Annotated in this window: 13 protein-coding genes and 1 pseudogene; 5 read left to right on the top strand and 9 right to left on the bottom strand. The window is 43.8% G+C overall.

The window, feature by feature from the left end; translation table 11 throughout:
- Positions 1 to 53: 53 nt before the first annotated feature.
- Both FE392_RS05755 and FE392_RS05750 read right to left on the bottom strand, forming a co-directional pair.
- The gene (locus FE392_RS05755) at positions 54 to 1,265 is read right to left on the bottom strand and encodes a DUF819 family protein (protein WP_319929272.1); all 1,212 of its coding nucleotides are present in this window, start codon (positions 1,263 to 1,265) and stop codon (positions 54 to 56) included.
- Between the two features lie 71 nt (positions 1,266 to 1,336).
- Positions 1,337 to 2,038 carry a M15 family metallopeptidase gene (locus tag FE392_RS05750; protein ID WP_319929271.1) on the bottom strand — a complete coding sequence of 234 codons (702 nt, stop codon included), beginning with the start codon at positions 2,036 to 2,038 and terminating at the stop codon, positions 1,337 to 1,339.
- 411 nt (positions 2,039 to 2,449) lie between these two features.
- On the opposite strand from FE392_RS05750, the gene pyrI reads away from it, so the two are divergent.
- The 4 genes and pseudogenes from pyrI (at position 2,450) to nrdG (ending at position 6,158) form a co-directional block, all read left to right on the top strand.
- Positions 2,450 to 2,914: an aspartate carbamoyltransferase regulatory subunit gene (pyrI, locus tag FE392_RS05745; protein ID WP_319929270.1), complete on the top strand. Its 465-nt coding sequence runs from the start codon at positions 2,450 to 2,452 to the stop codon at positions 2,912 to 2,914.
- A 184-nt stretch (positions 2,915 to 3,098) separates the two neighbouring features.
- Complete coding sequence (gene ridA / locus FE392_RS05740; RefSeq protein ID WP_319929269.1) at positions 3,099 to 3,485, top strand: 2-iminobutanoate/2-iminopropanoate deaminase; 387 nt, start codon at positions 3,099 to 3,101, stop codon at positions 3,483 to 3,485.
- A gap of 353 nt (positions 3,486 to 3,838) precedes the next feature.
- Positions 3,839 to 5,689 (top strand): annotated as a pseudogene (gene nrdD, locus FE392_RS05735) (anaerobic ribonucleoside-triphosphate reductase); the annotation flags it as partial.
- Between the two features lie 4 nt (positions 5,690 to 5,693).
- A complete protein-coding gene (gene nrdG / locus FE392_RS05730; protein WP_319929268.1) occupies positions 5,694 to 6,158 on the top strand; it encodes an anaerobic ribonucleoside-triphosphate reductase-activating protein in 465 nt (154 codons plus the stop codon).
- Positions 6,159 to 6,188: 30 nt separating this feature from the next.
- Here nrdG and FE392_RS05725 read toward each other — a convergent pair whose 3' ends face one another.
- Both FE392_RS05725 and bhsA read right to left on the bottom strand, forming a co-directional pair.
- Positions 6,189 to 6,620, bottom strand: coding sequence for a YhbP family protein (locus FE392_RS05725; protein WP_319929267.1), 432 nt, complete (start codon positions 6,618 to 6,620; stop codon positions 6,189 to 6,191).
- Positions 6,621 to 6,734: 114 nt separating this feature from the next.
- Positions 6,735 to 6,986, bottom strand: coding sequence for a multiple stress resistance protein BhsA (bhsA, locus tag FE392_RS05720; RefSeq protein WP_319929266.1), 252 nt, complete (start codon positions 6,984 to 6,986; stop codon positions 6,735 to 6,737).
- 269 nt (positions 6,987 to 7,255) lie between these two features.
- On the opposite strand from bhsA, the gene FE392_RS05715 reads away from it, so the two are divergent.
- Complete coding sequence (locus FE392_RS05715) at positions 7,256 to 7,639, top strand: GIY-YIG nuclease family protein (protein WP_319929265.1); 384 nt, start codon at positions 7,256 to 7,258, stop codon at positions 7,637 to 7,639.
- Here the strand turns inward: FE392_RS05715 and FE392_RS05710 are convergent.
- From FE392_RS05710 to FE392_RS05690, 5 genes are all read right to left on the bottom strand, one after another.
- Positions 7,605 to 8,111 (bottom strand): GNAT family N-acetyltransferase, encoded by a 507-nt coding sequence (locus tag FE392_RS05710; protein ID WP_319929264.1) that lies wholly within the window; start codon positions 8,109 to 8,111, stop codon positions 7,605 to 7,607. The two genes, FE392_RS05715 and FE392_RS05710, sit on opposite strands and share 35 nt — an antisense overlap.
- Positions 8,105 to 8,410: a ubiquinone anaerobic biosynthesis accessory factor UbiT gene (gene ubiT, locus FE392_RS05705; RefSeq protein WP_439153466.1), complete on the bottom strand. Its 306-nt coding sequence runs from the start codon at positions 8,408 to 8,410 to the stop codon at positions 8,105 to 8,107. Before ubiT ends, FE392_RS05710 begins: the two co-directional genes overlap by 7 nt.
- Before the next feature lie 261 nt (positions 8,411 to 8,671).
- Positions 8,672 to 9,847 (bottom strand): ABC transporter permease, encoded by a 1,176-nt coding sequence (locus FE392_RS05700; RefSeq protein ID WP_319929263.1) that lies wholly within the window; start codon positions 9,845 to 9,847, stop codon positions 8,672 to 8,674.
- Positions 9,844 to 10,989: an ABC transporter permease gene (locus FE392_RS05695; protein WP_319929262.1), complete on the bottom strand. Its 1,146-nt coding sequence runs from the start codon at positions 10,987 to 10,989 to the stop codon at positions 9,844 to 9,846. The genes FE392_RS05700 and FE392_RS05695 overlap by 4 nt, the downstream gene beginning before the upstream one ends.
- A 12-nt stretch (positions 10,990 to 11,001) precedes the next feature.
- A complete protein-coding gene (locus FE392_RS05690; RefSeq protein WP_319929261.1) occupies positions 11,002 to 11,973 on the bottom strand; it encodes an HlyD family secretion protein in 972 nt (323 codons plus the stop codon).
- Positions 11,974 to 12,410 lie beyond the last annotated feature (437 nt).

Genomic DNA, 12,410 nt, shown 5'->3' with positions numbered 1-12,410 from the left:
CCTCTGTTCATCAAGTTGCAGCGTTATCGGCTGCACTTGTTTATCCCACAGCTTTATCCCACAACAAAATAAACAAACGTCCCAACGTAATTTCCAATCACATAACCCACGGTTCCGATGACCATAATCGGCCCAACCAGATCGACCCATCCCCGGCTGATTGCCATTGCTGCTGCGGTAGTTGGGCCGCCAATATTGGCATTGCAGGCAAGTATGTTTTCTTCAAGGCTGAATTTAAACATTTTACCTGCGGCAAAGGTCAGTATCAGGTTAAGCATCGCAATGACAAAGACGAAAGCAAATAATAAGGGTGCCTGACTGATGATGACATGTATGGATGTGGGAATGCCTATCACGACAAAGAACATGTAAATGGCATAAGTTCCCAGCTCTTGAGTGCCATTCAGTTTGCTGAATGTCTCTTTAAAGATGGAAACAAGAATAAAAGTGGTGGTGGTCAGGAGCAGGTATTTATCCGTGATCAGGCTGAAAAGAAGTTCCTGATAAATATTATTTGGTTGCCCAAGCAGCGCTTTTAACCATGCTGCCAGATGAAATGATAAAGCGACAATGAAAATAGACCATGCCAGAGATAGCGCTATATCTTTCAGGGCAATGCTTTTCGGTTGCCAATAGGCCTCTGCCAGAGTGTGGAACTTGTCCAGATTGGGATTTTTTTCTACTTTATCAGCATACGGGCTGCCCCAGAACTTCCTCGCTGCGGCCCAGCCGGATAAAGTAATCAGAATGATAAAGTAGCCCGCCATCATGAAATTATCAGCGATAATGGCAGAAGCAACCATATCCTGAGAAGTCCCCAATTTGGCTGACATTGCGACAAAGTTAACGCCACCTCCCGTATAAGAGGCAGCCATCATGCCACTGATTTTATCCAGTTCAGGAATATATGATTTAAAGATATGGAAAGAAACTATCGCCCCAATCATCGTTGCGATAGAAGAAATCAGAAACAGTATCAGCAACCTTCCGCTTTCTTTTATGATGCGCTGGAAATTAGTTTTGAATAGCAGCAAGGGGATCGATAAGGGCAGGACATATCCCCAAATTGCATCATAAACAGGCGCTTCCGTCGGAATAATATGCAGATTGGATGCTGAAACTGCAATAAGCAATGCGAGCACCGATCCCGGTATTTTCGATGCCCACTTGAAACGCTGCTCTGCCATTATGGCAACAGCAACTGAGATCATAATAAATGCCCAGAGAATTAATGAATTATCAGCAGCAATCAATGTATTTTTCATTATTTCTCCCGGCATTTTAATTTAATAAAGCGGGCATCAACCCGCTCTCGCATGGATAAAATGACTGATGATTAATTGGTTATGCCATCTATCGCGCCATAAATGGCAGTTTGGTTTTTATAGAATGCCCACAGGGAGTTGCCGTAATCATAATGCCACCATTCCGTAGGTAAACTGCTAAATCCGACCTGTGTCATAACACTATATAACAATCGACGATATTGAGTAGCCGGCATATACCTCTCTGGATCAGCTTCTAATGCCGCAGTATAAGAAAGCTCACTCACTTCATCGAATTCTGTGCCCAAAAACAGGGCCTGACCAGATGCAATATCAAAAAGGGTCACATCCACAGCGCCGCCCGTTAGATGAGGGCTGACTTGAACAACATCCGCTGAGGCCGGAGCCACGAATTTCTGCAACATTTTCTGCTGCTCGTCGGGAGGTAAATGGGCATATTCAAGTGCAATTTCAGCCTGCATTTGATCTTGCAATGCTTGCTGGGCTTTCCGTGAACGCCAGCCATCCAAGACCAGAATTCCTAAATGTGCGGGCAGTAGCTGTGATGCCATGATGAGTTTTTCTGCCACACTTTTTCTCACCATACAGGACTCAACGGCCCCCTTGATTCCCGCCTGAAAATAAGCAGGTTTCTGTTTTATTTTATCTTTATCAATAATTACTTCTAAAGGCTCATGGCATTCATCAATAGCAATTTTGTTAATTGTAGGCCAATCAACACCTTTTACTTCCCCTGTCATGATTTTTTCCACAGAATTTTCCTTAACAACTATATTTTCAAAAATAAGCGGCAACAGATTTAACTTTACCCTGCATCTTGAATTACATTTTCAACGACATTCTCAATTGCACCTTAAACTGCATATTGCTATTAACGATTAAATAGGCAGCCGCCGTCTTTCAAGTTGCAGTTTTATTACCGCATCCAGACCTACTGTTTAGGCCTGCTGGGTATAAGCCACTCAAACAACAACACCATTACATATTGACAACACTGACGCAAAATAGCCGATTTTACGCATGTTCTTTCAATAAGTTAAATCATCCTTTAAATTAAAAAGTTAATCAGATGAAATGCCAAATAGTCTGTGACAAAATAAGTCGATTTTCTGATCCCCTAATATTTGGAGGAGGAATACCGAAAAAGGTATTCGTAACACAATATGACCCAAGACCATCAATTACAAGTAGAAGCCATTAAATGTGGCACCGTTATCGATCATATTCCTGCACATATCGGCTTTAAGTTATTATCTTTATTCAAACTCACAGAAACAGATCAGCGTATTACCATCGGATTGAATTTGCCTTCCAATCATTTGGGCAAAAAGGATCTCATCAAGATTGAAAACACTTTCCTGACCGAGCAGCAAGCAAACCAACTCGCGATGTACGCCCCGCATGCCACCATTAATAACATTGAAAATTATATGGTCGTTAAAAAGATGCCAATCAACCTGCCAGAGTACATCGACAGTGTTTTGGTCTGCCCGAACAGCAATTGCATCAGTCACAATGAGCCGGTTGAAAGCAGTTTTCATGTCGTCGCTGCCAAAGATGATGTAGTACTGCGCTGTAAATATTGTGAAAAAGAGTTTGACCGCCAGGCTGTTATTAATAACGATTAAAAAAACGTTTTAAGCCATTTAATGGATGTCCGGTATTGTTTGATGCAGAATTGGGGATCACTATATACCCTTCGCCTTTCAAGTTGCCTCTTTGTTGGTTGCACTGCAACTTGAGATCCATTGGGTATAATAACTGGCGCTACCACATAAGACTTTCAATCCAGACGTTAAACAGGAGTTTCTAATGTCACGTTCTATTCATACCGATAATGCACCAGCAGCAATCGGCCCTTATGTTCAGGGTGTTGATCTGGGCAGCATGGTTATCACATCAGGCCAGATCCCTGTTGATCCAAAGACTGGGGCGATCCCTGAAGAAGTTACCGCTCAGACACGCCAATCTCTGGAAAATGTCAAAGCTATCATCGAGCAATCCGGCCTGAAAGTAGCTGATATCGTAAAAATGACAGTATTTGTCAAAGATTTGAATGACTTTACGGCCGTAAATGGTATTTATGAAGCCTTCTTTACTGAACATAATGCGCCATTCCCTGCCCGCTCTTGTGTTGAAGTGGCCCGTTTGCCAAAAGATGTGAAAATCGAGATCGAAGCTATTGCCGTTCGCAGCTAATTTGCAGCAAGGCTTTTTAATGACGGTTAATAATAATCGTGATGGCTTTCTATCTTGATTATTTCTCACCTTGACAATACTCAGCCCTGATAGTTCTTCTGTCAGGGTTATTATTTTTCAGCCTGCTTTATCCCCCTGCCAGACAACCACCATTTTCCTTGTCTTAGATCAACTTTGTCATTTGTATATTCGCTCAAATAATCTATATATTGTGTTTAAATAAACAAATAACACCACATATGGTATTTATACACAAGATTATCCACACCCAACAAAAAGCGAGCACTCATGTCATTTGCGCCTGTGGATATCATATTGAGGAGCCTATTGTGAATTCCGATAAATGGCATGATCGGTTAGATCAGGAAATTCGTGGTTTGATCGAGCAAAATAATTTTTCCCTGCTTAATGAAAATGCCAATAAAGACAGCAAAGTGATCCCAACACAACGCGATTTATTGGCGGGGATCGTCGCCAAACAGTACGCCAAACAACACATGCTGCCACATGATGTGGTGGAGGCGCATGAGAAAGGCGAAATTCACTATCATGATCTGGATTACGCCCCTTTTTTCCCCATGTTCAATTGCATGTTGATTGATTTGCAAGGCATGCTGACCAACGGCTTTAAAATGGGCAATGCCGAGATTGAACCACCGAAGTCCATTTCTACAGCAACCGCAGTAACCGCCCAGATTATCGCGCAAGTCGCCAGCCATATTTATGGCGGTACAACGATTAATCGCATTGATGAAGTTCTTGCTCCCTTCGTCAAAGCCAGTCATAACAAGCATCTCGCCATTGCCGAAGAATGGAAGATTGAAGATCCAGTTGCCTATGCAGACGCCCGCACTGAAAAAGAGTGCTATGACGCTTTTCAATCTCTGGAGTACGAGGTCAATACTCTCCATACCGCCAATGGGCAAACACCGTTTGTCACGTTTGGGTTTGGGCTGGGTACGTCAAAAGAATCCCGCCTGATTCAGATTTCTATCCTGCGTAATCGAATTGCCGGGTTGGGCAAAAATCGCAAAACCGCCGTTTTCCCTAAACTGGTTTTTGCCATTCGGGATGGGTTGAATCATCGGTTTGGCGATCCTCACTATGACATTAAGTTATTGGCATTGGAGTGTGCCAGTAAACGTATGTATCCCGATATTCTTAACTATGATCAGGTCGTTCAAGTAACAGGTTCGTTTAAAACCCCGATGGGCTGCCGCAGTTTTCTCAGCGTTTATGAAGAAAATGGGCAGCAAATTCACGAAGGTCGCAATAATTTAGGTGTCATCAGCCTGAATTTGCCCCGCATTGCCCTCGAAGCCCAAGGTCAGGAAGCGAATTTTTGGTCGCTTTTGGATCAACGTTTGTCTATCGCCAAAAAAGCACTGATGACCCGAATTGACCGCCTCGAAAATACAAAGGCCCGTGTTGCTCCCATTCTTTATATGGAAGGTGCCTGCGGTGTACGCCTGAAAGCCGATGACAATATTGCCGGGATTTTCAAACATGGCCGGGCTTCTATTTCTTTGGGTTATATCGGCTTGCATGAAACGATAAATGCATTATATGGCAATCGTACCCATCTTTTTGATGATGAACACCACCAGCAGAAAGCTATCGCTATCATTAAACATTTGCGTAAGGCCGTTGAGCAATGGAAGCAGGAAACGGGTTATGGATTCAGCTTGTACAGTACGCCAAGCGAGAATTTATGCGACCGTTTCTGCCGCTTGGATATAGCTGAATTTGGTGTGATTCCGGGGGTTACTGATAAAAGCTACTACACCAACAGCTTCCATCTGGACGTGGAAAAGAGAGTCAATCCCTACGATAAGCTGGATTTTGAAGCGCCTTATCCTCCACTGGCAAGCGGAGGTTTTATTTGCTACGGCGAGTATCCCAACCTGCAACACAACCTGAAAGCATTGGAAGATGTCTGGGATTACAGCTATTCACGCGTGCCTTACTATGGCACTAACACGCCAATCGATGAGTGCTACCAATGCGGTTTTACCGGAGAGTTTGCCTGCACCAGCAAGGGATTCACCTGCCCTCAATGCGGCAATCATGATTCAGCCCATGTTTCGGTGATCCGCCGGGTTTGCGGCTATCTCGGCAGCCCTGATGCCCGCCCATTCAACGCAGGCAAGCAAGAGGAAGTGAAACGCCGCGTGAAACATCTCGGCAATGGGGAAATAGGTTGATGCCATGAATTATCATCAATATTATCCGGTTGATGTCGTCAATGGCCCCGGAACCCGCTGCACGCTGTTTGTATCAGGCTGTGAGCATCAATGCCGTGGCTGTTACAACCAAAGCACATGGCGGCCTGATTCTGGTCAGCCTTTCACTCAAACACTAGAAGATCAGATAATCACCGACCTGCAAGACAGCCGCATCAAGCGGCAAGGTTTGTCATTATCTGGCGGAGATCCCCTGCATCCTCGCAATGTTCCTTGCATACTGAAACTGGTTAAGCGTGTAGAGGAAGAGTGCCCAGATAAGGATATCTGGCTATGGACAGGTTATGTTTTCAGTGAATTAACTGAAGCTCAACAAGAAGTCATCAATTATGTTCATGTTGTGGTTGATGGGAAGTTTGAACAAGCACTGTATGATCCTTCGTTGATCTGGCGAGGCAGCCACAATCAGGTCATTCACTATTTAAGATAATCAATTATTTTCACCGGGCGGGCAGTGTCATCAACGCTGCCAATGCAGTTTTTTGCCAAAACCCAGCGTGTTATCCACCATTTTTATTTCATTTATATTGAGCTGCCAAATTGGAGATTTGGCTGTGAGTGCTATTGGAAAACGGCGGCAATAGCGCTTTCTGGCAATGGCTTCAGCTTCACCGGTCAAAGCAATGACCTCGCCCCGGAATTGAATGCCTTTGATTAATGCAACATTGCGTGTTTGCCCTGCAACAGTACCCGCAACAATGGGGTTGCTTTGCATCATCTGGCCGTGCCGGGTATTTGATTCAGTCATAAACCAGAATGCCATTTCGTCAGCATCAAAGACATAAAAACAGCTGGCACACCATAAATCTTGAGTTGAAGAAGTGCAAAGTGTGAAGACATGTTGTTTGGCGAGATATTGGCGGATAGTTAAAATTTCTTTATTTAAATCCATGTATTTCCGTACCGTTATTTTATTTACTTGCTATAGAACACGAATGGATATTATCCGGTTTCGTGTTCTAAATCTAGCAAGATACACCAAGAGGGTTTACGGAAATACTATAAGTTATTTATAGATTTCAGCAACACCGTTGAGGTTGTTTTGCCCGTGAGCTGCGACTATGCGGAAGTATTTTGCTCCAGCTTCATCAGCTTTTTTGGATAACATGTGTGTCAGAGTATCCAGAGTTTCTGCGCCAGTAGCTGAGACGACACCAATTTTGTCACCTTTAGCATCCTTAACTTCTGTAGCAGCCATTGAGCCAAATGAAACCGCACCTAACGCTAAAACAGCTACGATACTTTTTACAACTTTCATCTTTCGATCCTCTGTTCATACTTGAAATAGAACTTGTACACTCGTGATGTTGATCATGTTATACGCCTGTTTCTAAAATGATAATTAGCAATTATTGCTATATTTTTTCAGTAATTTTGAACAATATAATTATCACTTTTTGTTTGATGACATATATTTTTAGATAATTCACTTGGTTACATGATAAGATCTCGTAAATTCACTCTATAGCCGAACAATCCACAACCCTTACCCACAATAAAATTGTGCTAAATTATTAAACATAAATAATGAATAAAGACTCCCTTTGGTATCTTTACCTAATCAGAACACAAAGTGGTGCCGTCTATACCGGGATCACCACCGATGTCTCTCGTCGGTATAAGCAACATGTATCAGGAAAAGGCGCGAAAGCCCTCAGGGGTAAGGGGCCATTGACATTGGTTTATCAATGTTTGGTTAAGGATCGGGGGATCGCATCGAAAGTTGAATACCGTGTGAAGAAGCTCAATAAGCAGCAAAAAGAGAGACTGATTATGAACCAGCCTCCCTGTGTAGTGACTTACTTGATGGCAATTGGTTTATCTGAGAAGTTTTTCACCCACTCAGTGAGTTCTCAAGCAATCATCACTCAGACGGCTACCAAAGAGCCTCAAATTGAGTTGGATACGTAACCAGGCCTTGATACTCCTTCAGCGAGAAATCAGCCAAAGGGTAGATCAGGAAATATTCCTCACAATCAGGCCACGGGCAATGCAACTGATATTCACTGGCGGGTTTGAAGCCAAAGCGGAGGTAATATTCCGGCTCACCCAGTACGACAACTGCGCTATATCCAAACTCGTTCAGGCTATCCAAGCCTTCATAAACCAATTTTTCACCAAGCCCACGATGACGGTGTTCTTCCGCCACCGCCAATGGTGCGAGACCAACCCATTGACGATCTTCTCCATTGATATCGACTGGCGTAAAGCCGGCATAACCAATTACTTGACCTTCATCGTCAGTCGCAACAATACCCAGTGTCAACAAGCCATCTTCTCTTAGTTGATGAACCAACTCAGCTTCTGCCGATGTCTCAAAAGATTGACGCAACAAACTGTCAATCCCCATTGCATCGACTGGAATTTCGACCCTGATTAACATGACGATAATGCGCGATCTTGCTGATCAACGCCCTCTTTCTGTCCCGCTTTGATTAATTCAGCCAGACGTAAAAAACCAAAGCGAAGTATGGATGGCCTAAATCTCATCGCGATGAGATCCGTCAGATTTTTCACATGCAGTCCCAATTCTGTATTTCCTTCAATCCGTAAATGACGCTGAAAAAACAGTGTATCAGGATCTTCTCTGCGAATAGCTATCAGGATGATATCATTTGCATCACCACTGAAACTGGCCTTTTCATTGGTATTCTGCCGAATTATCAAACGATTACTCAACACTACGACCTCCTGTTCGTGCAAAGTGATGTGCTATTTCGCCAAAATCCTGCTACGTTTCCCGATCCTACATCAAGACTCGATAATAAATCTCTCATGACAAAACGTCTACATAGTAAACACTAAAACAAAGTTAAAGCCATTTTTGTGCATAAGAACGGGCAATTTTCCCATCACGTTGGTATATACAGTAAATGCCTGCTACTCCGTATGCGTTTTCTGTTTATTGTTATTGAGACATATTGTTATTGAGACATATTGTTATTAATTGGCAAAAAAACGCTTAATGCTCTGGGTTACTTCCCTCAGTTCTCCATTACGCAACGCACCCACCAGAATTCCAAGGAACATATAGATCACGCCAAGCAGCAGCAGCATGCCAATATCCTGCAACACACCGTGTATCGGCATGCCCATCTGATTGACCCCTGCGATCGCTTTTGTCGCCCAAGTGGAAGGCAAAGAGGATGAAACCACTTTTACCCAATCCGGCATTGATTGAATTGGCCAAATGGTGCCTGAAATGTAAAAAATGGGAGTCGTAATAAAAGCCAGTGTCAGGTAAATCATTTCTACACTGCGCAAGCACTCGGTGACCAATTTCCCCAATCCCAATACAGCCAGCAGGAATGGAAATGTCAGTAACAGCACAATATAAATCGGTGCATCCTGTCGATACCCCAATACCCACGGCCACAGGACAAAGAAAATCACTGATAAAAACAGCCAGATGGGAACCAAAGCAGACAACGCCCCCAAATAAACAGGAAGGGGAGGCTTACCCTTGGGTACTCCCCGCACGGCAATACTGACACGAACGCAAGCAATCAATAAGGAATGTTGCAGTAACATGACCAGCAAACCGGGAAAAACTATTGCGGCATAACTTACCCCCGGATTAAATAACCCAATGGTTTCGCCCTTAATCGGTTGCAGCAATATTTTTACCTGTTCCAGGCTGAAGTTCGCCTGCAAAAGCAGTGCCCCATTGTATTCGGATAAAAGCTCTTGATAAGCCAACGCCAAATCCTGTTGGATCTGCCCATTGGCAAGCCGGTTCGTGGCATCTCCGTACACCGGAACCGTCACATTTTGCCCATTGAGCAGACGCTTTTCGAAATTGGCGGGAACGATAATGATGGCGAAAATTTTTCGCTGCAACATGTCACTGCGCGCGTGGCTTAGATTGCTGTAACTTCTGGCTTCCACTTTTGCCGTCGAATCAATACGACGGATCAGCGCCCGGCTCGCATGGCTATTATCCTGATCAATCACCGCAACCGGTAAATCCCACAGGGAAGGACGAACATAAACCAGACTCATTATCCCCAATGAAACGATGAGCAATAACCACATGGGTTTTTCCAGCATCCCCAACAATACATTGCGAAATGTTTGCCAGTACAGTTTCCAATTGGTGTGTCCATTACCCGGCATCATGCAACTCCTTCTGGCTGGTTTAGTCGTACCCATAAACGGTTGCGGATCAAAAACCCACAAACTGCCGGGTAGATCATCAATATCAGGCAAACATGCAGGATAACGCCCGGTGATACTTCCCGCAGGAAGATGTCGAACATGGCATTCAAGGCGTGCGTCAATGGTTCGAGGTTAGAAATGATCCTTGCCGGTAATACCATCGATAATTCAGGTACAACCATACCGGAAAAGGCCATGGCAATACTGACCAGCATCCCGATTAAGGTGTAAGCCGTGATTGCGCTGTTGGTGAAAGTAAACAGCAGCAAGCCAATACTTTGTGCCGCAAAAACATAGAAAAACCCAACAATCGGCATATACAGTGGATTGCCTGTCACTTTTGCATCGGAAAAAGCCACCATTGCCGTGATTTCGACTATCAATAACAGTGTAAAAATCAGGGTGTAAGGCACCAATTTTCCTAATAAAGCCCCGACGAACGATTTCGTTTTCAGAAGCTGCTTATCTTTGGACATCGTATAAATGGTCGATGTCACGACAAAAAGCTGCAATAGATGGATGATCGCGGCAAATTGTTGGTAGTAAATATAACTGCCACTGGCATTGAACAAGCTGTCATAAGACATTGTGGCTTTCGCCAAAGGAGGAAGTTTCTTGCCGATTTCTGACGCAATGATTGTACGGTACTTCGCATTTGCTTCCGCCATCAATCCGCTGAAATCTTGGGTGGAATAACGGCCTGCCCCATAAAATAGCGCATTATAATACATTCTTACTGTAGGCTGCTTGCCGCTCAATGCGTCTTTTTCTAAGTTTTCAGGAAGATACAGCAGGGCATAATCCTGCGCACTGCCCAAGCGCTCCAAAGATTTCGACAAACTATTGTCATAATATTTGATATCCGCATGAGGTGCTGCGTTCAAGTTACGGCTCAACGTACGTGATAGCGTACTTTGATCATTATCCACGACTGAAACGGGCAAGTTTAACAATGTTCCTTCTGAAAAGTTTGCACTGATGAGGATAAACAGCAACAAAGGAAACAGCCAACTCAGCCAGTGAAAAATCGGGCTGTGAAGCGCAGCCTTGACTTCTCGTGTAAATGCCTGTTCGAAACTGATCCATGCAGCTTTCTTGTTCATCAGACCGCCACCTTACTTATCCCAGACCCACAAGGCACTCATGCCGGGGCGTAATCCTTCAATGGGTTGCAGTGGGTATAACCTGACTTCAAACGTTTTCAGATCAAAATCCCCTGTCGCACGGGTTGCACGCTTTGTCGCATAATCTCCCATTGGCGCGATATAGCGGACTTCAGCTTCAATTTTTTTATTGCCCAATGCAGGTACACGCAATTCAATTTTGTCGCCCTTGTGAACATTAGCCAGAATATCTTCGCGCAAGTTATAGACGAAATAAGCCTGTGGAATGCGAACCAGTGTCGCCAGAGGGCTCTTGGCATTAAAGAGCTGGCCAATCTCAGCAGGCAATGGCCCGACTTCACCATCAACCGGTGCCTTGACTTGTAATTCATCGTGCTGGATTTTAAGCCCTCGCAGATTCTCATTGGCCTCATTCAAAGCAGCCTGATACTGTTGCCGCAATTCAATGCGATCCCCTTTTTTTCCGGCGTCCAGTTCTGCTTTCGCCCCTTGCATTTTCTGATAGGCAATATCCCGCGTACTGCGTGCAGTGTCCAATTGGCTGACCGAAACATAACCTTTCGACGAGACATTGCTGAGGCGCTCATATTCACGCTGTGCGTTTTTGTATTCCGATTGAGTTTGTGCAAGGATTGATTCCAAGTTACGGATACTTTCTTCACGTGTGCCATGCAAAGACAACTCAAGTTTTGCCTTTACCTGATCACGGGCCGCCTGTGCTGCGGCGACTTTAGTAACCAGTTCAGGGTCCTCAAGACTCACCATCAGTTGCCCGGCTTTTATATCGTCACCCCGATTGACATGGAGCTGAATAACCCGACCAGAGGCTTTGGAAGAAACGATGACTTCCGGCGCATCCACTTCTCCCTGCAATAACAACTCTTGGTTTTTTGAGTGAAAAAGTACCGCCATCGCGATCAGGAAGATGATTAGCAATATTGTGAAAAGTGTTCTTTTCTTCATTATGTTCTGTAGGCCCCAAGAATACTGTCAGGTCAAGGTTCTTTATAAAGTTGACGGGTTGCGGTTGTAAAAATTAGCGGCGTAGTGTGACACCATTAGGCAAGATTCTTTTTAGAAATCCGTGCGCCTGATCACTGAAAAAATAAAGTTTCCCATTGAAATGCACGAATACAATACTAAAACGTGCAATTCTTAACCGCACCTCAATTTTAGCATTTATCCGCCAAATCACCCGAACATTAGCTATAAATATCACCTTAAAGAATATATAAGATAATTAATCTTAAATACTGCACTGATAATCTTAAATAACAGCATTATATTTTGAAAAACTGCAATGGATAATATATCATCACGTAAATTTCGAATAGTAAACAACAAAAAATCAATTAAATGATTTTTCTCTAATTTTGATATCGGGATGAGGAATAGGCAGA

The sequence above is a fragment of the Xenorhabdus santafensis genome, from assembly GCF_033949405.1.
GTDB classification, from domain to species: Bacteria; Pseudomonadota; Gammaproteobacteria; order Enterobacterales; family Enterobacteriaceae; genus Xenorhabdus; species Xenorhabdus santafensis.
This window is presented reverse-complemented; position numbering and strand designations above follow the sequence as displayed.

Coding starts and splice junctions, on each gene's coding strand:
- FE392_RS05755 (WP_319929272.1), bottom strand. CDS start 1,265: ATGAAAAATACATTGATTGCTGCTGATAATTCATTAATTCTCTGGGCA.
- pyrI (WP_319929270.1), top strand. CDS start 2,450: ATGACCCAAGACCATCAATTACAAGTAGAAGCCATTAAATGTGGCACC.
- ridA (WP_319929269.1), top strand. CDS start 3,099: ATGTCACGTTCTATTCATACCGATAATGCACCAGCAGCAATCGGCCCT.
- nrdG (WP_319929268.1), top strand. CDS start 5,694: ATGAATTATCATCAATATTATCCGGTTGATGTCGTCAATGGCCCCGGA.
- FE392_RS05725 (WP_319929267.1), bottom strand. CDS start 6,620: ATGGATTTAAATAAAGAAATTTTAACTATCCGCCAATATCTCGCCAAA.
- bhsA (WP_319929266.1), bottom strand. CDS start 6,986: ATGAAAGTTGTAAAAAGTATCGTAGCTGTTTTAGCGTTAGGTGCGGTT.
- FE392_RS05715 (WP_319929265.1), top strand. CDS start 7,256: ATGAATAAAGACTCCCTTTGGTATCTTTACCTAATCAGAACACAAAGT.
- FE392_RS05710 (WP_319929264.1), bottom strand. CDS start 8,111: ATGTTAATCAGGGTCGAAATTCCAGTCGATGCAATGGGGATTGACAGT.
- FE392_RS05700 (WP_319929263.1), bottom strand. CDS start 9,847: ATGATGCCGGGTAATGGACACACCAATTGGAAACTGTACTGGCAAACA.
- FE392_RS05695 (WP_319929262.1), bottom strand. CDS start 10,989: ATGAACAAGAAAGCTGCATGGATCAGTTTCGAACAGGCATTTACACGA.
- FE392_RS05690 (WP_319929261.1), bottom strand. CDS start 11,973: ATGAAGAAAAGAACACTTTTCACAATATTGCTAATCATCTTCCTGATC.